The following is a 25,838-nucleotide window of genomic DNA, read 5'->3' on the forward strand; positions in this document are numbered from 1 at the left end:
ACGGGCGTGCTCAGCCGAGCGCCCGCCACCAACCGTCCACCGGCGGCGGGTGGTCGACCACCACCCGCTCGCCGGGGCGGGGAACCACCAGCCGGACGCCCCGGTCCCGCGCCGCCCGACAGAGCCGGTCGACCGGGTCGGCCCAGCCGTGCGGGGCGAGGGTGAAGGTCGCCCAGTGCACCGGAAGGAGCAGGTCGCCCCGGAGGTCGCGGTGGGCGGTGATCGCCTCCTCGGGGAGCATGTGCACGTTCGGCCAGGCGGCGGAGTAGGCGCCCACCTGCATCAGCGTGACGTCGAACGGCCCGTGGCGGTCGCCGATCCGGGCGTACCCGTCGAAGTAGCCGGAGTCGCCCGAGCAGAAGACCCGGCGGGTCCGACCGGCGACCACCCAGGAGCTCCAGAGGGTGCGGTCGCGGCGGAACGCGCGTCCGGAGAAGTGCCGGGCCGGGGTGGCGACGATCTCCAGGCCGGCGACGGTGACCGCGTCCCCCCAGTCCAGCTCGACGATCCGCTCCGCCGGCACTCCCCAGTGCTCCAGGTGGGCGCCGACGCCGAGCGGCACCAGGAAGGGCGCGGTCTGGTCCCGGCGCAGGGCCCGGACCGTCGCCATGTCCAGGTGGTCGTAGTGGTCGTGCGAGATCAGGACCGCGTCGAGCCGCGGGAGACGCTCCAGCGGCACCGGCACCGGGTGCAGCCGCCGGGGTCCGATCCGGGCCGACGGGGAACACCGCTCGCTCCAGACCGGGTCGACGAGGACCCGGCGGCCCTCGACCTCGATCAGGGCGGAGGCGTGGCCGTACCAGACGACGGCGAGTTCGTCAGCGGTGGCCGACGTGGGCGCGGCGGAATCCGGGACGACCAGCGGGACGGCTCCGGCGGGCCGGCGGGCCCGGCCGCCGAGGAACAGCTCGCGGAGCGCGTCGCCGCCGGGAGCGGGGAGCAGGGTGCGGGTGGTGACCGGGTTCCGGAACGTCCGGCCGTCGAAGTGCGGGGAGCGCTGGACCCGGTCGGCACGGGCGCCCCGGGGACCCCGGCCCAGGGCGGCCGGGACGTCCCGGACCGCCCACGCCGCCGCGGCGAGCGCGGCGAGCGCGAGCGTCGTCCGGGCCCACCGCCGACGGCGGGTCCGGCCGGCGGCCGGTGCCGCCCCGCGCTGTCCCGGTCTCGCCCGCATCCGGCGTCACCCCCGTCCCGCAGGGTACGCCCGGCCGGCCGCCGACTCCGGGGAGTCGAGCGAGGTCCGCCGCCGCCGGCTCATCCGACACCGTCAGGTGCCCGGGGTGCCGCTCCGCTCGCGGGTCGCCCGTAGGTAGTCGCGGTTGAGCCGGCCGATCGTCGAGAGCGGGATCTCCTTGGGACAGACCGCCGAGCACTCGCCGATGTTGGTGCAGCCGCCGAACCCCGCCGCGTCGTGGGCGTCCACCATCCCGACCACCCGGGTCATCCGCTCCGGCTGACCCTGCGGCAGCAGGCTCAGGTGGGTCACCTTCGCCGCCAGGAACAGCGTCGCCGAGCCGTTGGGGCAGGCCGCGACGCAGGCACCGCAGCCGATGCAGGCGGCGGACTCGAAGGCGGCGTCGGCGTCGGCCTTGCGGACGAGCTGCGAGTGCGCCTCGGGCGCGCTGCCGGTCGGCGCGGTGATGTACCCACCGGCCGCGATGATCCTGTCGAGGGCGCCGCGGTCCACCACCAGGTCCTTGATGACCGGGAACGCCTTCGCCCGCCACGGCTCGATGTCGATGGTGTCGCCGTCGGAGAAGTGTCGCATGTGGAGCTGGCAGACCGTGGTGGCCTTCTCCGGGCCGTGCGCCACCCCGTTGATCACCATGCCGCAGGCGCCGCAGATACCCTCACGGCAGTCGTGGTCGAACGCGACCGGGTCGTCGCCGGCCAGGGTCAGCTGCTCGTTGAGGACGTCCAGCATCTCGAGGAACGACATGTCCGGCGAGACGTCGGTGACGGGATAGGTCACCATCCGGCCGGGGTCGTCCGGTCCCTTCTGGCGCCAGATCCGCAGGGTCAGGTTCACTTGTAGCTCCGCTGGGTGGGGTGGACGTACTCGAAGTGCAGGTCTTCCTTGTGCAGCACCGGCGGACGGTCGGCCCCGGTGAACTCCCAGGCGGCGACGTACGCGAAGTGCTCGTCGTCGCGTTGCGCCTCGCCGTCCGGGGTCTGGCTCTCAACCCGGAAGTGTCCGCCACAGGACTCGGTCCGGTGCAGCGCGTCGATGCACATCAGCTCGGCCAGTTCGAAGAAGTCCGCGACCCGGCCGGCCTTCTCCAACGCCTGGTTGAGGCCCTCGCCGTCGCCCGGGACCCGGACCCGCTGCCAGAACTGGTCACGCAGCGCGCGTACCTCGGCCAGGGCCTTGCGCAGCCCGGCGTCGCTGCGCTCCATCCCGCAGTGGTCCCACATGATCTGGCCCAACTCGCGGTGGAACGAGTCGACGGTCCGGTCACCCTTGACCGCGAGCAGCCGGCGCAGCCGGTCCTCGACGTCCGCCCGAGCCGCCACCACCTCCGGGTGGTCGTCGGTCAGCTTCTCGAACGGCCCGGCGGCCAGGTAGTTCGCGATGGTGGTGGGCAGCACGAAGTAGCCGTCCGCCAGGCCCTGCATCAGCGCGGAGGCGCCGAGCCGGTTGGCGCCGTGGTCGGAGAAGTTCGCCTCGCCGATGACGAAGAGCCCGGGAATGGTCGACTGGAGGTCGTAGTCGACCCAGAGCCCGCCCATCGTGTAGTGCACCGCGGGGTAGATCCGCATCGGCACCTCGTACGGGTCCTCGCCGGTGATCCGCTGGTACATCTCGAAGAGGTTTCCGTACCGGTCGGCGATGGTGTGCCGGCCCAGCCGCGCGATCGCGTCGGCGAAGTCGAGGTAGACGCCGAGCCCGGTCGGGCCGACGCCCCGGCCGGAGTCGCAGACGTTCTTGGCGGCCCGGGAGGCGATGTCCCGGGGGACGAGGTTGCCGTAGGACGGGTACATCCGCTCCAGGTAGTAGTCCCGCTCGTCCTCGGGGATCTCCCGGGGCGGACGGTTGTCACCGACCGCCTTCGGCACCCAGACCCGGCCGTCGTTGCGCAGCGACTCGCTCATCAGGGTCAGCTTCGACTGGTGCTCCCCGGAGACCGGGATGCAGGTCGGGTGGATCTGGGTGAAGCAGGGGTTGGCGAAGTACGCGCCCTTGCGGTGCGCCCGCCAGGTGGCGGTGACGTTGCAGCCCTTGGCGTTGGTGGAGAGGTAGAAGACGTTGCCGTAGCCGCCGGTGGCCAGCACCACCGCGTCGGCGTACTCGGTGGAGATCTCGCCGGTGACCAGGTCGCGGACCACGATGCCGCGGGCCCGGCCGTCGACCACGATGAGTTCGAGCATCTCGTGCCGGCTGTGCATCTCCACCCGACCCAGCCCGATCTGCCGCTCCAGCGCCTGGTACGCCCCGAGCAGCAACTGCTGCCCGGTCTGGCCCCGGGCGTAGAAGGTCCGCTGGACCTGGGCGCCGCCGAAGGAGCGGGTGTCGAGCAGGCCACCGTACTCCCGGGCGAAGGGGACGCCCTGGGCCACCGCCTGGTCGATGATCTCCACCGAGATCTCGGCGAGCCGGCGGACGTTCGACTCGCGGGACCGGAAGTCCCCGCCCTTGACGGTGTCGTAGAAGAGCCGCTGGATCGAGTCGCCGTCGTTGCGGTAGTTCTTGGCCGCGTTGATCCCGCCCTGGGCGGCGATCGAGTGCGCCCGTCGTGGACTGTCCTGGTAGCAGTAGGACTTGACCCGGTAGCCCAGCTCGGCGAGGGTCGCCCCGGCCGATGCGCCGGCCAGCCCGGTGCCGACGACGATCACGGTCAGTCGGCGGCGGTTGGCCGGGTTGACCAGCTTGGCGGCGAACCGGCGCCGCTGCCACCGTGTCTCGATCGGCCCGTCCGGAGCGGCCCGGTCGACGATCGGGTCGCCGTACGTGAAGAGGGTGCCGTCCGGGCTCTCCGGCGCGGTACCGGTCTCGGTGCCGATGTTGTCCTGGTTGGTGTACTCCATGGAACTCTGTCCCACCTCGGTGACTCGGGGACGCCGGCCGAGCAGGTTCGTCACCGCCGCGCGTAGCCGGTTTACCGGCTCGGCGCCGTCACGGCCGGCCGGCCCGCCGGTCCGGGGGTTTGTCGGTTCGTCGGCTCGAGAGGTCATCGCGGTCACCCCACCAGGCCGGCGAGGACGGCGAACGGCACGACGAGGTAGCCGGCGCAGAGCGCCACGGCGAAGACGAGGGCGGCGGAGCGAGCCCGGCGCTCGCCGCGGGGCGTCTGCTGGCCCAGGCTGCGCAGTGCGCTGAACATCCCGTGCCGCAGGTGGAAGCCGAGGGTGACGATCCCGATGACGTAGATCAGGGTCACCCACCACCGTTCGGGGGCGAAGTCGGCGACCACGTTCGCGTACGGTCGGCGCTGGTCGGCGACCGGGTTGAGGTCACCGGTGGTCAGGTCGAGCAGGTGGTAGACGACGAAGAGCGCGATGATCACCCCGCCCCAGCGCATCGTCCGGGCCGCGTAGCTGACCTGCACCTTCGGCCGGTGCACGTACCGGACCGGGCGGGCGGCCCGGGCCCGCCGGGCCAGCACGGCGGCGGCCCAGATGTGCGCGACCAGGGCGGCGCCGAGGAGGACCCGTTGTCCCCACAGGTACCAGTCCTCGGGCAGTACCGGCGCGCCGATGGTCCGCAGCCAGTGCGCGTAGTGGTCGAAGTCCGCCGGCCCGAAGAAGATCTTGAGGTTGCCGATCATGTGGGCGATCAGGAAGAGCACCAGGAGAATGCCCGTCACCGCCATGACGGCCTTCAGACCCACGTTGGATCGGATCGGTGAGCGCGTCGACACTGCTGTCACCCACCAAACGCTAGGTAACCTCGGATTAGTCGTCCAATGCATCGAACCCGCAGTCTCGATAGCCGTAGGCTATGGGGGTGCAGCTGCATCAGCTCCGGTACTTCGTGGCCGTTGCCGAAACCCGGCATTTCACCCACGCCGCGGACAATGTCGGCATCACCCAGCCCTCGCTGAGTAAGCAGATTCACGCGTTGGAGGACGACCTCGGCGCCCCGCTCTTCGAACGGGTCCGGGGCAACATCGCGCTGACCGCCGCCGGTGAGGTCCTGCTGCCGATCGCCAAACGGATCCTCGCCGACGTCGACACCGCCCGTCGGGAGGTCCAGGAACTCGTCGGGCTGCGCCGGGGCCGGATCCGGCTCGGCGCGACCCCGAGCCTGGTCACCTCGCTCGCCCCGGCGGTGCTGCGCCGGTTCCGCGACGCCTATCCGAACGTGGAGGTGCGGGTCGAGGAGAGCGGCTCGCAGGACCTGGTCCGCGACCTGCTCCGCGGCGAACTCGACCTGGCGTTGATCATCCTGCCCGCCCAGGGGGCCGATCCGGCGCTGCGGACCGAGCCGGTGCTGCGGGACAGCCTGGTGGTCGCCTCGCTCAACCCGTTGCCGATGGTCGAGCCGGGCAGCACCGTCCACCTCGGCGAACTGCGCGACCAGCCGATGGTGATGTTCCGCCAGGGCTACGACCTCCGCGACGTCACCCTGCGGGCCTGCCGCGAGGCGGGCTTCGAACCGTCGTTCGCGGTCGACGGCGGGGAGATGGACGCCGTGCTGAGCTTCGTCGAGGCGGGGCTCGGCGTTGCCCTGGTACCCGGCATCGTGGTCGCCCGCCGGCCGCGGCTGTGGGTCACCCCGCTCGCCCCGCCCGGGGTGCAGCGGACGATCGCCCTGGCCGGACGGCGTGAGGCGGAGCCGACCCACGCCGCCCGGGCCTTCCGACGAGTCCTGCTCGACCACATCCGCGCCGCCGCCGAGAACGCGACCCTGCCCCCAGGGGTGACCCCGTACTGACCGGGTCCGGGCACCCGACCCCCGCCGGGCCGGCCCCGCCGCACGTGGGGGACGTCGACGGCATCCGGGCCGGCCCCGCCACGCCCCCCCGGGAACGCTGACGGCACCCGGGGGCGGCCGGAGCCAGGGTCGGCGGACGGGCGCCGCCTACGGTTCGGTCCGGAGTTGCGCGGCCCGTTCCCGCAGCCGGGGCGGCACCAGATCGAGCAGCTGGTCGGGACGGAGCGGCAGGTCGAGCAGGCTCAGCTTGACCCGTTTGCGCTGCTCGTACCGGTGGGGGTCGAACCGTACGACGTTGACCGCGTCGTGGCCGAGTCGTAGCCGCAGGCCACCGTCCGGGCCGAGCACGCCGACGGGCGCCCCGTCGGTCGTCAGCCGGAGCGACAGCCCGTCGGGTGGGTTGTGCAGCTCGATGGCGTCGTCGCCGCCGAGCACGACGGAACGGCTGATCCCGGACATGGGCGCGACCGGGGTCAGGGCGATCGACGGCGTGGAGGGTGAGATGACCGGCCCGCCGGCCGCGTAGTTGTAGGCCGTCGAGCCGGTCGGTGTGCAGGCGATCACCGCGTCGCCCCGGTAGTAGCCGTGCCGCGAGCCGTTCACGACCAGGTCGACCGTCAGGCTTCGCAGCGGCTCGGAGGCCGTCACCACGACGTCGTTGAAGGCGACGCAGTTCAGGTGGTCGGTCAGCACGTGGAGGCAGCAGTGCGGTTCCAGGGTGTACTCGCCGGCCACCATCCGGTGCAACGCGGTCTCCAACCCCTCGGGGGAGACCTCCACGAGGAAGCCGACGTTGCCGTGGTTGACGCCGAGGACCGGCGTCGCCCGCCCGACGACCAGGCGCATGGCGCCGAGCATGGTGCCGTCGCCACCCAGGCTCACCAGTGCGTCGAGGCGGTCGACGAACGCGTCGGCCGCCACCGCCTCGATCCCCGGTCCGACCCGGGGAGCGTCGGCCTCCCGGACGAGGACCCGACCGCCGTGCCGGCGGACGAACCGCTGGATGAGGTCCGCCGAGTCGAGGACCGGCCTGGACGGGTGGATGACCAACCCGACCGTGTACGCCTGCCCCATGCGGCCATCATCCCCGGCCCGGCCCGGTCGCGGTGGCGAAAGCCCCGACGCTCGGTGGTGGCCTGGCGCCCGGGACGCCCGGCCACGGTGGCGGCCACCCCGGACGCCCGGGTCGGGGCGGCGGTGTTACCCGCCCGGATCCGCCCCACTCGCATCGATCTCGTCGGATGCGTTGACGGACCGGACAGTCGCCGGTAACATCTGCACAACTCAATGAAAGAATGCGACAAGAGTGCGCTTCATTATCGACTTGTAGCCGCAATTTTGCTCCTCGCCTCGTCTGAGGTGACCGCTCGTCCACGGCGCGCCCTCTCCCGCCACCACCGAACCGTCCCGCAGCGGAAAGGACAGCGATGAGACGAAGACATCTGCTCCCCGGGGTCGCGGCGGTCGTCGCGGCTGTCGTCGCCACCACCGTCGGGGCGGTCCCGGCCGCGGGTGCGGCCCGCCGTCCCGACCTGCCGCCCCCCGCGTCGGCCGCGCTCCGGGCCGAGGGCAGCCTCGATCACCTCGTACGGCGCGGTGCCGAACGACGGGCTGGACGACACCGCGGCCATCCAGCGGGCCGTCGCCGACGACGAGAACGGCGTCATCAACTGCGTCTGGATTCCCGCCGGGCAGTGGCGGCAGGAGCAGAAGATCCTCTCGCCGGACCCCACCCGCACCGGCTACAACCAGAAGGGCATCCGCAACGTCGTCATCCGCGGCGCCGGCATGTGGCACACCCGGCTCTACACCACCACCGAGCCGCAGAACGTGGTGGGCAACATCAACCACCCGCACGAGGGCAACGTCGGCTTCGACATCGACGACAACGCCCAGATCTCCGACCTCGCGATCTTCGGGATGACCACCAACCGGGCCAACCGGGGGCACGGCATCAACGGTCGGCTGGGCAGGAACACGAGGATCAGCAACGTCTGGATCGAGCACGTCAACGTCGGTGCCTGGGTCGGGCGCGACTACAGCGACACGCCCGCCTACTGGAACCCGGGGGACGGGGTCGAGTTCACGGGCATGCGGATCCGCAACACGTACGCCGACGGGATCAACTTCGCCAACAGCACCCGCAACTCCCGGGTGTTCAACTCCTCGTTCCGCAACACCGGCGACGACGCGCTCGCGGTCTGGGCCAGCCGGTACGTCCGGGACCAGGCAACCGACATCGGCCACGACAACCACTTCGTCAACAACACGGTCCAGCTGCCCTGGCGGGCGAACGGCATCGCGATCTACGGCGGCTACGGCAACACGATCGAGAACAACCTGATCTACGACACGATGACCTACCCGGGCATCATGCTGGCGACCGACCACGACCCGCAGCCGTTCTCCGGCCAGACGCTGATCGCCAACAACGGGCTCTACCGTACCGGCGGCGCGTTCTGGGGCGAGCAGCAGAGGTTCGGCGCGATCACGCTGTTCCCGGCCTCCCGCGACATCACCGGGGTGACGATCCGGGATACCGAGATTCACGACTCCACGTACGACGGGATCCAGTTCAAGTCGGGTGGCGGCGCCATGCCGGGGGTGGTGATCGCCAACGTCCGGATCGACAGGTCCAACAACGGCGCCGGCATACTCGCGATGAACGGGGCCCGGGGCAGCGCGACCCTGAGCAACGTGACCATCACCAACTCGGCGGCCGGCGACATCGTCGTCCAACCGGGATCGACCTTCACGATCACCGGCGGTTAGCCACCCGATTCACCGGTCACCGGCGGTCGACCACCCGGAACAGTCGGCGTGGGACCGGCGTATCGCCCCCGGCACGAGCCGTGCCGGGGGCGATTCCGGGTTCGGGAATCACGTCGTCCACGGGTGGGTGGCGTGGTCCGCGGCGCCGTGAGGTCGACCGGGAACGGAAGGTCGGCGCCGGCTCACCCCACCTGGGCGAGGAACCGCTGGAGGCGAGGGCTGCGCGGCGCCTCGAAGATCTGGTCGGGCGGGCCGGCCTCGACCACCCGGCCGCGGTCCAGGAAGACGACCCGGTCGGCGACCTGCCGAGCGAACCCCATCTCGTGGGTGACGACCACCATCGTCATTCCCTGGCTGGCCAGGTCCGCCATCAACCCCAGCACCCCCTTGACGAGTTCCGGATCGAGCGCCGAGGTCGCCTCGTCGAAGAGCATCACCCGGGGGGACATCGCCAGCGCCCGGGCGATCGCCACCCGCTGCTGCTGTCCACCCGAGAGCCGGCCGGGGCGTACGTCGGCCTTGTGCCGTAATCCGACCAGGTCGAGGTGCCGCAGCGCCACCTCCTCCGCCTCGTCCCGGGAGAGTCGCTTGAGGTGTCGCAGGGCGAGGGTCACGTTCCGCAGCACGCTGAGGTGTGGAAACAGGTTGAACTGCTGGAACACCATGCCGACGTCCTGCCGCAACCGGTCGGGATCCCGGTCGCGGACGCTCTGCCCGTCCAGCAGGATGTCGCCGCGGTCGACCTCCACCAGCCGGTTGATCGTCCGGAGCAGCGTGGACTTGCCAGACCCGGAGGGGCCGATCACGCACGCGGTCTCGCCGCGCCCGACGTCCAGGTCGACGCCGCGTAGCACCTGGTGCCTGCCGAAGGACAGGTGCACGTCGCGGGTCGCCACGCTGACCGACGCGTACCGCGGCGCGGCCGGCGGGGCGGTCGACCCACCCGGTCGGTTAGTGTCCGGCATCCGTTGCTCCTCCCGTGGTCGTGGCTGACAGCGCCTCGTCCGGGGCCGGCAGGGCGTCCGTCGAGGCCGGCGGGGCTTCGTTCGAGGCCGGCAGGGTCTTGTCGGGGGTGGGTCGTGGCGCCCGGCCGAGGGCCGCCGGCGGAGGCTCGTCGGAGGCCGACGAGACCTCGTCGGCCTCCTCCGCCGGATCGTCCTCGGGCTCCGAGGCGGGGCCGCCGTCGCGGAGCCGGCGGTCCACCCAGTTCACCAGGTGGGTGAGCGGCACCGTGATCGCCAGGTAGAACAGCCCGGCGAGGAGCAGGGCCGACTCGTTGCCGGTGTTCGCGGCGTAGTCCTGGCCGATGCGGAACAGCTCCCGCTGGCTGGCGACGAGCCCGAGGAAGTAGACCAGGCTCGAATCCTTGATCAACGCGATGAGCTGGTTGACCCAGGCGGGCAGGACCCGGCGTATCCCCTGCGGGATGATCACCAAACGCATCGCGGCGGCGTGGGACAGGCCCAGCGCCCGGGTCGCCTCCAGCTGGGTGGCCTCCACACTCTGGATGCCGGACCGGAAGATCTCCCCGATGTACGCCGCCGCGATCAGCGACAGCGCGAGGATGCCGAGCGGGTACGGGTTGGGACCCCACCAGGCGAGTCCGAGGGGCGCCAACCCGACCCCGATCAGCAGGATGGTGACGGCGGCCGGCAGGCCCCGCAGCACGTCCGTGTAGATCCGGGCCGGCCAGCGCAGCCACCGGGTCCGGGCCAGACCGGCGACGGCCAGCAGCATGCCGAGCGCCGTCCCCAGGACGGCGGAGACGAGCGCCAGTAGCAGCGTGTTGCGGAGGCCGACCGTGAGCATCTCGGGCAGGGCCTCCCGCATCGACTCCAGGTCGAAGAACGTCTCCCACAGCGTCCTCAGGGTTTCCATCGCCTCACCTGTCTCGGACCCGATCCGTCACCCGGCCGCCTCGCCGGTCACGCCGTCGGCGTGCCGGAGGGCTGCACCCTGACCGGCGGGAACGTCACGGTGCCGCTGCCCGGCCGGAAGGTCTCCGGGATCGGCCGTCCGGGGTAGTACTGCTCCTGGAGCCGGGTCCAGGTGCCGTCCTGGATCACCTGGTCGAGTGCCCTGTTCAGCGCCTCGCGCAGCGCGTCGTTCCCCTTCGCCACCGCGAACGCGGTCGGCGCGGGGCTGAGCTGCTTCTCGACCAGGACGATCTTGCCGCCACTGTCCTGGGCGGACTTCTCGCCGATCTCGGCCGGCGCGATCCACGCGTCCGCGGTCTTCGCCTTGAGCTGGTTGATCGCGCCGTTGTAGTCCGGCACCCGGACCGGGTCGAGCCCCTCCTTCGTGGCGTAGTCATCCTGGACGGTGCCCTGCACCACGACGACCCGCTTGCCCTTCAGGTCGGCGAAGCTCCTGATCGGCGACCCGGCCGGCACGTCGAGTCCGAAGTAACCGAAGTCGTACCCGTTCGTGAAGTCGACCGTCTTCTTCCGCTCCTCGGTGATGGTGATGGACGAGCTGCCGGCGTCGAACTTGCGATTGTTCACCTGGGCGAGCAGCGCCGAGAACTCGGTGCCGACGAACTCGACCTTCAGCCCGAGCTTCTCCGCCATGGCGGCCATCAGGTCGTTGTCGAAGCCGGTGAACCTGCCGTCCTTCAGGTAGACGTTCGGCGGAGCGTCGGTCAGGGTGCCGACCCGCAGTGTCCCGGGCTGGAGCAGGTGGTACGGGTTGTCGGCGGCGTCGTCCGCCGGGGAGCCGCCGCACGCGGCGGCCGCACCGAGCACCGCGACGGCGGCGATCCCGGAGAGCAGGCGTACGGCGGTGGATGTGATGCGCATGTGTGGAAACTCCGTGATTTATCCGGCGGTCTAGGCGCGTGCTCCGCCCAGGGCACGGAGCGCCCGGAGCGATGGCCTGGCCGCGCAGGGGTGGTCGGGAAACAGGTCGGAGAACGGCCGGAGCAGCGCCGACCGGCGGTGGTGGTCAGCCGCGGCCGCGACAGAGCATGGTGCTGGTGCGGCAGAGGTCAACGTGACGACGCCACCGGTGCCAGGTGACGTGGAGTCGACTTGCCCGCTCGGGCCGGGACGTACGCACTTCAGCTCCTCCATCGATCCTGGCGGTAGCACCCGCACCCGTCGCGGGGGGTTGCTGCGACGTCAACGAGCCAGGTCTCTCGGTCGCTCTGGATGGCCGGGCTCAGCTTACTCAACCAGTGACCAGGCGTACCACCTGGGCGACCGCCCAAACGGCTGTGTGCCTCGCCACGCCCTGGAGGTGAAAGGAAGGGCCCCTTTTACAACAGAAATCGATAGGAAGGGGCCCTTCCTTGCTTGCGGGCTGGGGACGGGGCGGTCATCATGGTCGCCATGATTGCTACTGACCGGAAGGGCGTGTTCGCCCTGGCGCGGTGACCGCGCCCGCGCGGCCTCGGGCCGCCCGCGAATCTCTTCCTCCCCACAGCCTGTCCGAGCTGGTCGCCGAGTACTGGCGACACGCCGTCGAGATCCGACGGGAGTGGCTGGAACACGGACTGTCGACCAGACCGGCTGACCGAACCGTCGCCGAGGAGATCGTGGCCGGCATCTACGCCCGGCACTCCCGGCATCGACCCCACGTCCACTGGGTGGCGTCGCCGCGTCAGGCGCTTCCCCTGCTGGACGGCCTGCCCACCCACGAGATCCTGCAACGCTGGGTGATGGCCCGGCGCCCGCCCGGCCCGCCGCCGTTGGCCAGCGACATCGCGGCCGGACTCTCCCGGTTGCGCAGTGCGTTGGACGCGTGCATCTCCGACCTCGATACCGGCGCACCGCGGCTCGTCCGCAGGAACGGACAGCCCTGGCCGGTACTGCCGCCGCTGGAGGCGCTCGCCAAGGGCGTTCCGTTACGGGAGGTGCTCCGCCAGGGGGTCAGAGACGCCCTACGGACCAGCCTCGCCGACGGGTTCTACCTGCCTGTCCGCGCCGCGCTGGCCGGGCACGGGCCGCTGCCGGTCGCCTGGTACGGCCAACAGGAGGCGCACTGGATCGCCTACTACGACGCGCTGCGCCGTCTGGGGCTCGCCCGCTACCGTCCGTCCGACAACGACCAGCTTGACGACTGGGCAACCCTCGCCCGGTCCTGCGGTTGGTGGTGGCCGGGCGAGCGGGTGTGTGTCATGGTCGACCGACCTGCCGTCCTCGAGACCGAACCGATTCCGGACGGCTGGCACGAACAGGTCCGGCTGCGGCGCGGCGGCCGACCCCCGGTCGAGTACCGCGACGGGTGGCAACCCCCGATCGCGACGGCTCGACCGTCGTCGTCGCGCGACCGGCCGTGACGTCGACCGGCGCCGTGACGCCGACCGGTGTCTCGGCTACCGGGCCACGCCCGAGGCGTGAACAGGAGCTGACCGGTCGGACGTGATCAGCCCGGCGGTGTCGGTGATCGAGAGGCGGCGAGGTCTCCGGTAGGTGGTTCGTCGACCAGGAAGACCGGAATCCGGACGACCGGAACCCGGACGACTGGAAACTGGACGACCGGAGATCGGAGGCCTCGCCGCCATGGCGGCGACGAGGCGGTACGACCTCACCGACGGTGCGTGCGGCCGGCGGCTCTACCCCTCGGCCAGGTCCATCGCGCGGTAGATCCGCTGCTCCGATACCGGGTACGGCGTACCGAGCGCCTGGGCGAAGACGTTCACCCGCAGCTCCTCGATCATCCAGCGGATCTGCCGGACGTCGTCGTCGTCGCGTCGGGCCGGGGGGAGGGCGGCCAGCATCTCCTGGTACTCCCGCTGCACCTGCTCGATCCGGGCCTGCTGTTCCCGGTCACGCTGCGGGTTGCTGACCAGCCGGTCCAGCCGCCGCTCGATCGCCGCGAGATACCGGGGCAGGTCGGCGAGCCGGGCGTATCCGGTCCCGGTGACGAAGCCCCGGTAGACGAGCCCGGAGAGCTGGTTCCGGATGTCGGTCAGCGCCGGCACCAGCGCGAGGTTGGTCGTCCGGGCGAGCCGCTGCTCCACCACGTACGCCGCGGCCAGGACGCGGCGGACCCGCTCGACCACCTCGACCACGGTGTCGACCAGCTCGGCCCGGACCCGGTCGCGCAGCGCGGCGAAGCCGTCGGCGTCCCAGGCCGGGCCGCCGGCGTCGGCGATCAGCTTGTCCACCGCCGCGTCGGCCACGTCGTCGAGCAGGTCGAGCACGCTGCGGTGCGGGTTGCGACTCAGCGTCAGCTTGGCCTCGTTCGTCAGCCGGCCCTGGAGAAACCTCGCCGGTGAGCCGAGGGTGAGGCGGAGCAGGCGGCGGGTTCCGGCCCACATCCGGCGATGTTGCTCGGCCTCGGTCTCGTAGACCCGGACCGCGACGCTGTCGCCCTCGTCCGTCAGCGCCGGGTACGCCGTCACCCGGTACCCGCCCCGAACCTGGTCGATCGAGCGGGGCAGGGCGCCGATGCTCCACTCCCGTAGCCCGGTTCGTTCCACGTCCGGGGCGGCGGCCGCCACCATCTGCCGTACCTCGGTGGTGAGCTGGCGTTGCAGTGCCGGCAGGTCCTTGCCCTCGGCGACGATCCGCTCGTCGTCGACGATCCGGAAGGTCGGGCGCAGGTGCGCCGGCACCTTCGTCAGGTCCCAGGCGTCCCGGGGCACGCTCACCCCGGTCATCCGGCGCAACTGTCGGCTCACCGCGTCGAGCAGCGGCTCCTGCCCGGGCGTGATCGCGGCCAGCACCGCCCGGGCGTAGTCCGGTGCCGGCACGAAGTTGCGGCGGATCGCCTTCGGCAGCGACCGGATCAGGGCGACCACCAGCTCCTCGCGCAGCCCTGGCACCTGCCAGTCGAAGCTCTCCGGGTCGACCTGGTTCAGCACCGGCAGCGGGATGTCGACGGTCACCCCGTCGGTCGCGCTTCCCGGCTCGAAGCGGTACGTGAGCGGCAGCGCCACCCCGGCGGAGTGCCACTCGTCGGGGTAGTCGGCCGGGTCGATGCCGCCCTTCCCCTCGTTGACCAGCATCTGCCGGTCGAAGGTGAGCAGGTCGGGCTGTTGACGACGAACCCGCTTCCACCAGGCGTCGAAGTGACGGCCGGAGACCACCTCGGCCGGAATCCGGGCGTCGTAGAAGGCGTACAGGGTCTCGTCGTCGACGAGGATGTCACGGCGCCGGGCCCGGTGCTCCAGCTCCTCGACCTCGTCGAGGAGTTTCCGGTTGTCGTGGAAGAACTGGTGGTGGGTCTGCCAGTCGCCCTCCACCAGCGCGTGCCGGATGAACAGCTCGCGGCTCAGCACCGGGTCGATGCGGCCAAAGTTGACCTTGCGTCCGGTGACCAGCGGGATGCCGTACAGCGTCACCCGCTCGTACGCCAGCACCGCGGCCTGCCTCTTCTCCCAGTGCGGTTCGCTGTAGCTGCGTTTCACCAGGTGCGGGGCGAGCGCCTCGACCCACTCCGGCTCCACCCGGGCGGCGACCCGGCCCCAGAGCCGGGAGGTCTCGACCAGTTCGGCGGCCATCACCCAGCGCGGCGGTTTCCGGAACAGCGCCGATCCGGGGAAGAGCGCGAAGCGGGCGCCCCGGGCGCCGAGGTACTCGTTCTTCTGCGGGTCCCTGAGCCCGACGTGGGAGAGGAGCCCGGCCAGCAGGGACTGGTGGATCCGATCGGTGTCGACCTGGCCCACCGGCGCGTCGTCGTCCACCGGCGCGTCGCTGTCCGTCACCCGGTCGGCGTCACGCCGGCCGACCGCGTCGCGCGCGCTGCGCCCGGGGTGGTCCAGGGGGAGGGCTCGACCGGTACCGCGTCCGCCGGCGGCGCGTCGGTCCCTTCGACCGGGGCCGTCGCCCGGTTGGGCGCCGGTACCGGGCTGTCCGGCGTCGTCGGCCATGGTCCGCAGCACCTGCCGGAGCTGGCTGTAGATGTCCTGCCACTCGCGGACCCGCAGGTAGTTGAGGTACTCGGCCTTGCACATCCGCCGGAACGCGCTGGAGGAGAGGGTTCGCTGCTGCTCCTGCAGGTAGCGCCAGAGATTCAGCAGGGTTACGAAGTCCGACTCCTTGTCGGTGAACCGGGCGTGCGCCTGGTCGGCCTGGGCCTGCCTCTCCGCCGGACGCTCCCGCGGGTCCTGGATGGAGAGCGCGGCGGCGATCACCGCCACCTCGTCGGCGCAGCCGTTGCGTTCGCCCTCCAGCACCATCCGGGCCAGCCGCGGATCGACCGGGAGCTGGGCCAGCCGGCGTCCCAGCGGGGTGAGCCGGCGGTCGCCGTCGCCGCCGACCACCTCCAGAGCGCCCAGCTCGTGCAGGAGGTTGATCCCGTCGGCGATGTTGCGTCGGTCCGGTGGATCGATGAACGGGAAGGCGGCGATGTCGCCCAGCCCGATCGCGGTCATCTGGAGAATGACCGAGGCGAGGTTGGTCCGCAGGATCTCCGGGTCGGTGAACTCGGGACGGGCCAGGAAGTCCTGTTCGTCGTAGAGCCGGATACAGATGCCGGGAGAGGTACGCCCGCACCGGCCCTTTCGCTGGTTGGCCGAGGCCTGCGAGATCGGCTCGATCGGCAGCCGCTGCACCTTCAGCCGGTGGCTGTACCGGGAGATCCGGGCGGTGCCGGGGTCGACGACGTACGTGATGCCGGGGACGGTGAGCGAGGTCTCGGCGACGTTGGTGGCCAGGACGATCCGCCGACCCCGGTGCGGCTGGAACACACGGTGCTGCTCGGCGGCGGAGAGCCGGGCGTAGAGCGGCAGGATCTCGGTGTCCCGCAGGGCGGGTCGGTCGCGGACGAGCCTGCCGAGCGCGTCCGCGGTGTCCCGGATCTCCCGCTCGCCGCTGAGGAAGACCAGGATGTCGCCCGGTCCCTCGGCGGCGAGTTCCTCCACCGCGTCGCCGATCGCCTGAATCTGGTCCCGGACGACGTCGGGGTCGTCCTCCTCGGCCGCCGCCTCGATGAGCGGCCGATACCGGACCTCGACCGGGTACGTCCGGCCCGAGACCTCCAGCACCGGCGCCGGCCGGGGCTCGGCACCGGGAGTCGGGGGTGTCGCGAAGTGCCGCGCGAAGCGCTCGGGGTCGATGGTCGCCGAGGTGATGATCACCTTCAGGTCGGGACGGCGGGGGAGGAGCTGCTTCAGGTACCCGAGGATGAAGTCGATGTTGAGGCTCCGCTCGTGGGCCTCGTCGATGATCAGGGTGTCGTACTGGCGGAGCATCCGGTCCTGCTGGAGTTCGGCCAGGAGGATGCCGTCGGTCATCAGCTTGACCAGCGTCGAGTCGCCGACCTGGTCCGTGAAGCGGACCTTGTAGCCCACCACGCCGCCGAGTTCGGTGCCGAGCTCCTCGGCGATCCGGTTCGCGACCGTCCGCGCCGCGAGCCGCCGTGGCTGGGTGTGCCCGATCAGGCCTCGGACGCCCCGGCCCAGCTCCAGGCAGATCTTGGGCAGCTGGGTGGTCTTCCCGGAGCCGGTCTCGCCGGCCACGATCACCACCTGGTGGTCCCGGATCGCGGCGAGCAGGTCGTCCTTCCGCTCGCTCACCGGCAGGTCGTCCGGATAGGTGATCACCGGCACCGCGGCGCGACGCCGGGCCAGCCGTTCCTCGGCGCGGGCGACCTCGGCGGCGATCTCGGCGAGGATCGGTTCGCGGCGCCGTGGGTCGCGGAGCCGGGCCAGGCCGTCGATCCGGCGCTGGATGCGGCGCTGGTCACGGAACATCAGCTCCGGCAGCCGGGCCCGTAGGTCGGTGAGGTCGGCGGCGGGCACGGCTGGGGCGGGCGATGGCGTCTGCATGTCGCCGCCAAGAATAGGCAGGCCAACTCCGGCCCCGCCCCCCAGTTACGTCGGACGGGGCGATCCCACGGCGAACCGCCGGTGACCGCCCCGCCCCGAGCCCTCCGCCGGCTACCGGCCGCGGTCGGCGAGGGCGTCCGGGCCGCCGGGCTCGGCCGGGGCGGCCGCGTCCCGGGCGGTCGGTACCGGCGGCGCGCCGCCCGGCTCCGCCCCGGCCGGCCACCGCGTCGTCGACCCGGGTCCGGACGTTCGGCCCGTCGCCGGCTCCGGTGCCGACCCCGGCCCGTCGGTTGTCCAGCCCACCGGCATCCCCGTCACCTCGGCCTGGTCGCCCGCCGCCGTGATCCGGACCGTGGCCGGGCCCAGGCGCAGGTCCGACAGGGTGAGCCGGCCCCACTGCGCGGGCAGGTGCGGAGCCAGCCGCACCGTACGGCGCGGTACGTGCGGGTCGAGCCCCAGTGCGGCCCGCACCAACAGCAGCGGCGCCGCGGCCGCCCACGCCTGCGGCGAGCAGGACGTCGGGTACGGCACGGGCGGGGTGAACTCGTCGCGACCGAATCCACAGAACAGCTCGGGCAGTCGACCACCGAAGGTGGCGGCGGCGTCGATCAGTCCCACCGCGAGCCGGTGCGCCAGCTCGATCGCACCGGGCAGGTGCGCGTAGCGCAGCAGTCCAGCCACCGCGATCGCGGTGTCGTGCGGCCAGACCGACCCATTGTGGTAGCTCATCGGGTTGAACGCCGCCATCCCGGCCGACAGGGTCCGCAGGCCGTAACCGCTGTCCATGCTCGGGTCGGCGAGCCGCTCGATCAGGACCGCGGCGTGCTCGTCGAGCGCGATCCCGGTCCAGAGCGCGTGGGCGCTGTTGCTGGCCAGCGCGTCGACCGGCCGTTTCGCGCCGTCCAGCGCCAGCGCGTACCAGCCCCGGTCGGGTAGCCAGAAGCGTTCGGCGAACGCCTCGCGCAGCCGGCGGGCCCGTTCCCGGCACCGCGCCGCCCGCTCCGGGTCGTGGAACGCCTCGGCCAGCTCGGCGCGGGCCAGCCAGGCGGCGTACGCGTACCCCTGCACCTCGCAGAGCGCCATCGGGGTACGGGCCGGGGTGCCGTCGGCGAAGGTGATCGCGTCGAAGCTGTCCTTCCAGCCCTGGTTGGCGAGCCCGCGGTCGGTGGCCCGCTGGTACTCGACGAAGCCGTCACCGTCCCGGTCGCCGTACCGGTCCAGCCAGTCCAGCGCCGCGTCGACCGCCGGCAGCAGCTGCCGCACGGTCGTCTCGTCGGCACCCCAGCGCCACGCCTCGGCGGTGAGCATGACGAAGAGCGGGGTGGCGTCCACGCTGCCGTAGTAGTAGCTGCCGCCCAGTGCCCGGTCGCTGTCCGGGCCGCGCCGCAGCTCGTGCAGGATCCGCCCCGGCTCCTCCTCGGTGACCGGGTTGACCGTCCGACCCTGGGCGGCGGCCAGGGTCTGGAGCGTCCCGATCGCGAGGGTGAGGTCCAGGGGGAGGACCATCCAGGCCGTGAGCAGGCTGTCCCGGCCGAACAGGGTCATGAACCACGGCGCCCCGGCGGCCACGAAGGGGCGGCCGGTGTGCGGGTCCGGAATCTGCAGGGCGCCGAGGTCGATCTCGGTCCGTTCCAGCACCGCCGCGAGGGCCGGGTCCGTCACCTCGACGCCGGTGCTGGCCTGGCGCCACGCGCGCAGCTTCCGGGCCGCCGCGCTGCTGTCCAGGTGCTCGCCGCGGCGGAAGCCGGGGGCGATCCACCGGCCGGCCGCCATCGGCTCCATCACCACCTCGGTCGACCACTGCCCCTTCGCGGAGATGACGATTCGCCAGCTCAGGCAGCCCGGGGTGACCAGCGGGTCGGCGGAGGCGGTGATCCGCAGCCGACGCCCGGCGTCGCCCCGGGAGGTGAGCTGCATCTCGTGCCCGGTCACCACGATCTCCGCGCCGCCGCCGGTCCCGCGCCCCTCCTTCACCGTGAAGAGGTCGGCGAAGTCCGCCTCGGCGAAGAGCGTCAGCACGCAGGTCGTGGCCTCGGCACCCAGGTTGCGTACCATGATCGTCTCCCGGAGACCCTCGCCGACCAGCCGCTCCCGGACCAGCAGCAGGGTGCTGTCGGCCAATCCGGGCAGCGGCGGGCGCCGGAGCACGAACCGGGCCGCGTACGCGTCCGGAGCGCGGACGGTCAGCGGCTGCGGCCGGTGCCCGTCGAGCCGTAGTTCCCAGCGCGACAGCACCCGGGCGTCCCGGACGAAGAGCCCCTGGGCGGTCCCGGGGATGACGTCGCCGGCCCCGTCGGAGAGGCAGAAGGTCGAGCCATCGACCAGGGTCACCACCTCTCCGGCCGGGCCGGTGAGGACCGGCTCGCCGCTGTTGAGTACCTGCGGTACGCCGCTCTGGTCCACGTCTGCGGAGCGCGCGGGCCCCCCGGGGCCCGCGGCGCCGACCAGGACGGACTGCCCGGATCGCCGGTCCCCCGTGAGCCCGGCGCCGGAGGCCACGGCCGTCATGCGCTGCCCGCCTTCGCCGCCTTCCCGGCGGTCCGGTCGGCCCCGCTGACCCGGTCGAGACCGCTCGTCCGGTCGGCCGCCGTGCGCGAGTGAGTGGCGCCGCTGTGCCGGCGGCGGGTCCGGCTGTACCGGCGGTCCAGCGCCGCGTCGAGTTCGCCGTACTCGCGCCGGAGCCGCCGCAGCGAGTCGGTGCCCGCGTCGGCCCGGGCCAGGACCTTCCGGTACGCCGCCTCGTAGCCCGCACCGAGCCGGCCCACGTCGAAGTGCTCGACGACCCGCTGTCGGCAGGCGGCCGGGTCGATGGCGGACAGCCGGCGCAGGGCGTCCGGCAGCTGGTCCGGCTCGTCGCAGACGTACCCGGTGACGCCGTCGACGACGACCTCCGGCACCGCGCCGCCCCGCAGCGCCACGACCGGCGTGCCGCAGGCCATCGCCTCGATCATCACCATGCCGAACGGTTCCTCCCAGCGAACCGGGAAGAGCAGGCAGCGCGCCTCGGCCAACAGCCGGCGCTTGGCCTCGGCGTCCGCGACGCCGAAGACCACGTCCTGGTCGGTCAGCCGGGGCCGGACCTCCCGTTCGAAGTACTCCTTCTCGATCGGCTCGGCGCACTTGCCGGCGAGTATCAGCGGCATCCCGACCGCGTGCGCCGCCTCCAGCGCCAGGTGCGGTGCCTTCTCGGGGTGGAACCGGCCGAGGAAGAGCGCGTGGTCGCCCTTGTCCGCCCGGAACGGGAAGGTCTCCACCCGGACGGCGTTGTGCACCATGCCCGCCCAGTTCAGCTCCGGGGCGAGCTGCCGCTGCCGCTCGCTGATCGCCACGAGGTGGATGTCGTCGCGGAGGGCCGAGTAGAGCTGGTGCAGGTCCTGGTTGACCGGTCCGTGCATGGTCACCACGGTGGGCAGGCCCAACGCCGCGTACGCGGGGGCGTTGAGCGGACCGGCGAGGGTGTGATCGTGAACGATGTCCAACCCGGATCGTGCGGCCAGCCGCTGGATGACCCGGCGGACCAGCGCGGCGTGGACGACCTCGGGGAACGGCTCTCCCAGCCGCTCGGGGACGGGGCGCGGCCACACCGGGACGAACCGGGTGCCCGTCCGCTGCTCGCCCGCGCCGATCAGCGTCACCTCGTGCCCGCGTGCCATCAGCGCGTCGGTCAGGTCGGCGACCACCGACTCCACGCCGCCGTACGCGCGCGGCGGCACCTCGAAGTACGGCGGGACGACCATCGCGATGCGCAGCGGACGGTCGGTGGGGGCGGGCGCCGCATCCGGAACCGGATGCGGCGCCGGCTGGTCGCCGGCGCTGGTCCTGGCCTCCAGAGTCACAACGTTCACGCATCCCTCCCGCGGCGTCGTCACTCGCCGGGCCGAACCCGGACGTCGTCGGCCTGCTCCGCCCCACGCGGCCATGCGGGATCACAGGCGGAGCACATTCGGCCCAGCCAGTTAGCACTTGTCCCCTAAGAGTGCTAACACGGCGGCGGGCGGCGGGCAAGGTTCGTGGCAGTTTGCGCTGATCACACTGGGTCGTGGGCTCGTGTCGGCCTCGACCACGCGGTCATCGTCGACGGGGGCCGGCTCCCGCGGCGGCGGTCGGGTTGGCTCGGCGTTCCCGCTGCGGCGCCCCGGCAGCGGTGCGGCGCTGCCGGCGGGACCGGTGTCGCGTCCGCCGGACTATCCCGAGTGGTCGGCGGGCCGCCCCGGCTGGGCCCGGGCCGGCCGGGGATGGCGCCGACCCCAGTCCGCCGGGAGCCGGTATGACCAGCCCGGCCGCCACTCGGTGGGCGCGCCGACCAACTCGGCCAGGTCGGCGCCGTTCAGCAGGTGCTCCAGCGCCCACCGGTTCGCCGAGTGCGCGACGACCAGCACCCGTGCCCCGTCCCAGGCGCCGGCGAGGTCCCGGAGGAAGCCCCGGACCTGCTCGACCACCTCGCGGTAGCTCTGCCCGCCGGGGAAGGGCTCGTCGAGGTGTCGGAGCCGCCGGTCGGCGACCTCGGTCAGCGGCGCCCCGTTGAGCACCCCGTAGTTGCACTGTCGCAGTCGGGTGTCCCAGTGCACCGGAAACTCGCGGTTCGGGAACGCGATCCGCACGGTCTCGACCGCGCGGGCCAGGTCGGAGCAGAAGATGGCGTTCAGGCCGTCGGCACGGCGTTCGCCCAGCTCGCGGGCGCACCGACGCCCGCGCTCGGAGAGGGTGCCGGGCAGCCACCCGGTGGCGACGCCCGCCTCGTCGTCGGTGGTCACCGCGGACGTCTCAAAGACGATGTCGACCCCCATCCTCCCAGCCTGCCAGCCCGGGGCGCCTCCGGTCCGGGTGTCGCCGGCCCCGACGCGCGGCCCCCGCGCGTCGCTGCCGCCCGCCCCGCGGCGGGGAGGCGGCGCGAGCCGGCGCCGCGACGCCGGGGCCGTGCCGCCTCGGGGTGGGGGCGCGATCTCCGGGCGGACAAGGACGCGGGTCAGGCACCCCCACGCTGCGGAGCCCAGCGGCGGCGGTGGGCCGGCGGTCAGGCGGCGGTGGACCAGAGGGCGGTGAAGGCGGCGGCCTCGCCGGCCAGCCACCGCTCGACCTGCTCGCTCCGCACCGCCGGGTCACGGTGGTGGGCGACCCCCCGACGGACGTCGACCAGCACCGGCTCGGCGCCTGGCAGCAGCTGGTCCATCTGTCGGTTCATCAGGTGCAGCGTGGCCAGCAGCGCCTCCTGGCTCGGCGGCTGTTCGTCGAAGTGCAGCCGGACCGCCTCACGCCGGCCGTCGTCGTAGCGCAGGCCGAGATGCGGATTGATCTTCACGGGGAGCTCACCGATCATGCCGAGCGCGTCGTGGGTCTGGGCGAGGTCGACCGCCGACAGGTCGCCGAGCGAGTGTAGGTAGCTGATCGCGCCGGGGACCAGAGCCTCGTACAGCGGACGCCAGCGCGGCTTCACCGTACCGGCGATCTCGGCGAGGTGTCGGCCGCCGGTGCGGAACGCGATGTCGGCCTTGAGTGCCTTGACGAGCTGGCCGTGCGGGTTGAACCCGGACCGGCTCGCCCGCTGCCTGCGGAGCCCGCCCACGAAGCTGGCCTTGGCCGGTCCGGTCCGGTCGACGTATCGGGTGAAGGAGAGCAGGGTGGCGTAGGGCGGCGGCGCGGGGGTGGAGGCGGAGGCGGTGGAGACGGGCTCGGTCACGGCTGTCCTCCCAGGTCAGAGCCGTTTTTCGTACATACATTCTAATCGAGGAACGCGACTTCGCCCAGCCTCTGGCCCGTCCCCGCGGGTGTCCAACCTGGCTGTTCGTGGGCTGGCCCCGCCGGGGCGGCGACAACGCAAGCAATTGATGAACGTCGACAGATCGGGGAGTGTGGCGTCCGACGCCTCCGGCGCCGGGATCGACCCACCACCCGAGCGCGCCGCGGCGGTCGGGAAACGGGTGCCCGGATCCTCGCCGTCAGAGCTGGCCCACGTCGGTGATCCGCAGGACCGCCGTGCCGGCGGCGTCGGAGGCGGCCAGATCCACCTCGGCGCTGATCCCCCAGTCGTGATCGCCCTCGGGGTCGTCGAAGATCTGCCGGACCGTCCACCGGTCCCGGCCCTGGTCGATCATCAGCATCGCGGGCCCGCGCGCGGCCGGACCGGTGCCGATCTCGTCGTACGTCGCGAAGTACGGCTCCAGCGCGTCGGCCCAGGCGTCGGCGTCCCAACCGTCGGCACCGTCGAGTTCCCCGAGCTCGTCCCAGCGGCGCAACGCCGCCAGCTCGACCCGGCGGAACAGCGCGTTGCGAACCAGCACCCGGAACGCCCGCACGTTCCCGGTGACCGCCGGCGGCCGCTCGTCCAGCGCCGTCTCGGCCACCTCGGTGGGATTGCGCAGCCGCTCCCACTCGTCGATCAGGCTGGAGTCGACCTGCCGGACCAGCTCGCCGAGCCACTCGATCAGGTCGATCAGCTCCTCGGTCTTGGCGTCCTCGGGAACGGTCTGCCGCAGCGCGCGGTACGCGTCCGCGAGGTAGCGCAGCACCAGCCCCTCGGAGCGGGACAGACCGTAGAAGCTGATGTACTCGGTGAAGGTCATGGCCCGCTCGTACATGTCCCGGACCACGGACTTCGGCCGTAGCTCGTAGTCGGCGACCCACGGGTGGCCGCGCCGGTACATCTCGTACGCGGCGTCCAGCAGCTCGGCCAGCGGCTTCGGGTGGGTCACCTCCTCCAGCAGCTCCATCCGGGCCTCGTACTCGATTCCCTCGGCCTTCATCGCGGCGACCGCCTCGCCCCGGGCCTTGAACTGCTGCGCCGACAGCACCGGACGGGGGTCGTCCAGGGTGGACTCGATCACCGACAGGACGTCGAGCGCGTAGGTGGGGGACTCCGGGTCCAGCAGCTCGATCGCGGCCAGCGCGAACGGCGACAGCGGCTGGTTGAGCGCGAAGTCGAGCTGGAGGTCGACGGTGAGGCGTACGCGCCGGCCGGTCTCGTCCGGCTCGTCCAGCCGTTCGATGACGCCCCCGGCCAGCAGAGCCCGGTAGATCGCGATCGCACGGCGGATGTGCCGCCGCTGCGCGGCCCGATCCTCGTGGTTGTCGGTGAGCAGGTGCCGCATCGCGGCGAACGCGTCGCCGGGTCGGGCGATGACGTTGAGCAGCATCGCGTGGCTGACGGTGAAGCTGGAGGTCAACGGCTCCGGCTCGGCCTCGACCAGCCGCTCGAAGGTCGGCTTGCCCCAGCCGATCGAACCCTCCGGCGGCTTCTTCTTGACCACCTTCCGGCGCTTGCGCGGGTCGTCGCCCGCCTTGGCCAGCGCCCGCTCGTTCTCGATCACGTGCTCCGGCGCCTGCACCACCACCCGGCCGATGGTGTCGAACCCGGCCCGACCGGCCCGACCGGCGATCTGGTGGAACTCGCGCGCCTTGAGCAGCCGGGTCCGGACGCCGTCGAACTTCGACAGGCCGGTGAAGAGGACGGTGCGGATCGGCACGTTGATGCCGACCCCGAGGGTGTCGGTGCCGCAGATGACCTTGAGAAGCCCGGCCTGGGCCAGGGTCTCGACGAGACGTCGGTACTTCGGCAGCATCCCGGCGTGGTGTACGCCGATGCCGTGGCGGACCAGCCGGGAGAGCGTACGTCCGAAGCCGGCGGTGAACCGGAAGTTGCCGACGGCCTCGGCGATCTTGTCCTTCTCGGCGCGGGTGGCGACGTTGACGCTCACCAGCGCCTGGGCGCGCTCCAGGGCGGCGGCCTGGGTGAAGTGCACGACGTAGATCGGCGCCTGCTTCGTCTCGAGCAGTTCCTCCAGCGTCTCGTGCAGCGGCGTCATCGCGTACGAGAACATCAGCGGCACCGGCCGCTCCGCGTTCTTGACCACGGCGGTGGGCCGGCCGGTACGCCGGGTCAGGTCGTCGACGAACCGGGTGACGTCGCCCAGCGTGGCGGACATCAGGAGGAACTGCGCCTGCGGCAGCTCGATCAGCGGCACCTGCCAGGCCCACCCGCGGTCCGGCTCCGAGTAGAAGTGGAACTCGTCCATGATCACCAGGCCGACGTCGGCCTGCGCGCCGTCCCGCAGCGCGATGTTCGCGAGGATCTCGGCGGTGCAGCAGATGATCGGGGCGTCCTCGTTGACGCTGGCGTCCCCGGTCAGCATCCCGACGTTGTCGGCGCCGAAGATCTCGCAGAGGGCGAAGAACTTCTCCGAGACGAGGGCCTTGATCGGCGCCGTGTAGAAGCTCACCCGGTCGTCGGCCAGGGCGGCGAAGTGGGCGCCGGTGGCGACCAGGCTCTTGCCGGAGCCGGTCGGGGTGCTCAGGATCAGGTTGGCGCCCGAGACGATCTCGATCAGCGCCTCCTCCTGGTGGGGGTAGAGGCTGAACCCTCGTTCCTGCGCCCACCCCGAGAACGTGTCGAACAGGACGTCAGGGTCGGCGGTGCCCGGCAGCCGGTCGGTGAGCGTCATAGGTGGTCCATGGTGCCTGCCCGCCCGCGGCGACGCCAAT

The 25,838-nt window shown here is 72.2% G+C and carries 17 protein-coding genes and 1 riboswitch; of the genes, 3 read left to right on the forward strand and 14 right to left on the reverse strand.

Going from position 1 to position 25,838, the window contains the following annotated elements; genetic code table 11:
• Window positions 1–10: 10 nt before the first annotated feature.
• The 4 genes from EF879_RS08760 to EF879_RS08775 all read right to left on the reverse strand — a co-directional run bounded on the left by EF879_RS08760 (window position 11) and on the right by EF879_RS08775 (window position 4,910).
• Window positions 11–1,174, reverse strand: a complete 1,164-nt coding sequence (locus EF879_RS08760; protein ID WP_123556548.1) for an MBL fold metallo-hydrolase — start codon at window positions 1,172–1,174, stop codon at window positions 11–13.
• 93 nt (window positions 1,175–1,267) lie between these two features.
• Window positions 1,268–2,029, reverse strand: coding sequence for a succinate dehydrogenase/fumarate reductase iron-sulfur subunit (locus tag EF879_RS08765; RefSeq protein ID WP_123556550.1), 762 nt, complete (start codon window positions 2,027–2,029; stop codon window positions 1,268–1,270).
• Window positions 2,026–4,173: a fumarate reductase/succinate dehydrogenase flavoprotein subunit gene (locus EF879_RS08770; protein WP_233604321.1), complete on the reverse strand. Its 2,148-nt coding sequence runs from the start codon at window positions 4,171–4,173 to the stop codon at window positions 2,026–2,028. The genes EF879_RS08765 and EF879_RS08770 overlap by 4 nt, the downstream gene beginning before the upstream one ends.
• Before the next feature lie 5 nt (window positions 4,174–4,178).
• Window positions 4,179–4,910, reverse strand: a complete 732-nt coding sequence (locus EF879_RS08775; RefSeq protein ID WP_123556552.1) for a succinate dehydrogenase cytochrome b subunit — start codon at window positions 4,908–4,910, stop codon at window positions 4,179–4,181.
• 29 nt (window positions 4,911–4,939) lie between these two features.
• On the opposite strand from EF879_RS08775, the gene EF879_RS08780 reads away from it, so the two are divergent.
• The gene (locus EF879_RS08780) at window positions 4,940–5,875 is read left to right on the forward strand and encodes a LysR family transcriptional regulator (RefSeq protein WP_123556554.1); all 936 of its coding nucleotides are present in this window, start codon (window positions 4,940–4,942) and stop codon (window positions 5,873–5,875) included.
• Between the two features lie 147 nt (window positions 5,876–6,022).
• Here EF879_RS08780 and EF879_RS08785 read toward each other — a convergent pair whose 3' ends face one another.
• Window positions 6,023–6,949 carry an NAD(+)/NADH kinase gene (locus tag EF879_RS08785; protein WP_123556555.1) on the reverse strand — a complete coding sequence of 309 codons (927 nt, stop codon included), beginning with the start codon at window positions 6,947–6,949 and terminating at the stop codon, window positions 6,023–6,025.
• Between the two features lie 438 nt (window positions 6,950–7,387).
• Between EF879_RS08785 and EF879_RS08790 the strand changes: the two genes are divergently transcribed.
• Entirely contained in the window at window positions 7,388–8,647 is a 1,260-nt protein-coding gene (locus EF879_RS08790; RefSeq protein ID WP_255420905.1) for a right-handed parallel beta-helix repeat-containing protein, read from the forward strand.
• 182 nt (window positions 8,648–8,829) lie between these two features.
• On the opposite strand, the gene EF879_RS08795 is transcribed toward EF879_RS08790, so the two are convergent.
• Genes EF879_RS08795 through EF879_RS08805 form a run of 3 tightly spaced genes read right to left on the reverse strand, consistent with a single transcriptional unit; the run spans window position 8,830 to window position 11,445 of the window.
• Entirely contained in the window at window positions 8,830–9,612 is a 783-nt protein-coding gene (locus tag EF879_RS08795) for an amino acid ABC transporter ATP-binding protein (RefSeq protein ID WP_123556557.1), read from the reverse strand.
• Window positions 9,599–10,525 (reverse strand): ABC transporter permease subunit, encoded by a 927-nt coding sequence (locus tag EF879_RS08800; protein ID WP_233604323.1) that lies wholly within the window; start codon window positions 10,523–10,525, stop codon window positions 9,599–9,601. Before EF879_RS08800 ends, EF879_RS08795 begins: the two co-directional genes overlap by 14 nt.
• A gap of 47 nt (window positions 10,526–10,572) precedes the next feature.
• Window positions 10,573–11,445, reverse strand: a complete 873-nt coding sequence (locus EF879_RS08805; protein WP_123556559.1) for an ABC transporter substrate-binding protein — start codon at window positions 11,443–11,445, stop codon at window positions 10,573–10,575.
• Window positions 11,446–11,711: 266 nt separating this feature from the next.
• A riboswitch (SAM riboswitch) is annotated at window positions 11,712–11,803 on the reverse strand.
• 214 nt (window positions 11,804–12,017) lie between these two features.
• On the opposite strand from EF879_RS08805, the gene EF879_RS08810 reads away from it, so the two are divergent.
• Window positions 12,018–12,926: a DUF6745 domain-containing protein gene (locus EF879_RS08810; protein ID WP_233604324.1), complete on the forward strand. Its 909-nt coding sequence runs from the start codon at window positions 12,018–12,020 to the stop codon at window positions 12,924–12,926.
• 276 nt (window positions 12,927–13,202) lie between these two features.
• Here the strand turns inward: EF879_RS08810 and hrpA are convergent, their stop codons facing one another.
• The 6 genes from hrpA to EF879_RS08840 all read right to left on the reverse strand — a co-directional run bounded on the left by hrpA (window position 13,203) and on the right by EF879_RS08840 (window position 25,798).
• Window positions 13,203–17,363 (reverse strand): ATP-dependent RNA helicase HrpA, encoded by a 4,161-nt coding sequence (gene hrpA / locus EF879_RS08815; RefSeq protein WP_123556561.1) that lies wholly within the window; start codon window positions 17,361–17,363, stop codon window positions 13,203–13,205.
• 111 nt (window positions 17,364–17,474) lie between these two features.
• Window positions 17,475–19,766, reverse strand: a complete 2,292-nt coding sequence (locus EF879_RS08820; RefSeq protein WP_233604325.1) for a glycogen debranching N-terminal domain-containing protein — start codon at window positions 19,764–19,766, stop codon at window positions 17,475–17,477.
• A 101-nt stretch (window positions 19,767–19,867) separates the two neighbouring features.
• Window positions 19,868–21,100, reverse strand: coding sequence for a glycosyltransferase family 4 protein (locus tag EF879_RS08825; RefSeq protein ID WP_123556960.1), 1,233 nt, complete (start codon window positions 21,098–21,100; stop codon window positions 19,868–19,870).
• Window positions 21,101–21,547: 447 nt separating this feature from the next.
• The gene (locus tag EF879_RS08830) at window positions 21,548–22,150 is read right to left on the reverse strand and encodes a histidine phosphatase family protein (protein ID WP_123556565.1); all 603 of its coding nucleotides are present in this window, start codon (window positions 22,148–22,150) and stop codon (window positions 21,548–21,550) included.
• 227 nt (window positions 22,151–22,377) lie between these two features.
• The gene (locus EF879_RS08835) at window positions 22,378–23,040 is read right to left on the reverse strand and encodes a hypothetical protein (protein ID WP_123556567.1); all 663 of its coding nucleotides are present in this window, start codon (window positions 23,038–23,040) and stop codon (window positions 22,378–22,380) included.
• A 259-nt stretch (window positions 23,041–23,299) separates the two neighbouring features.
• Window positions 23,300–25,798, reverse strand: coding sequence for an RNA helicase (locus tag EF879_RS08840; protein ID WP_123556569.1), 2,499 nt, complete (start codon window positions 25,796–25,798; stop codon window positions 23,300–23,302).
• Window positions 25,799–25,838: the final 40 nt, after the last annotated feature.

The organism is Micromonospora sp. HM5-17, from assembly GCF_003762835.1.
Lineage (GTDB): Bacteria > Actinomycetota > Actinomycetes > Mycobacteriales > Micromonosporaceae > Plantactinospora.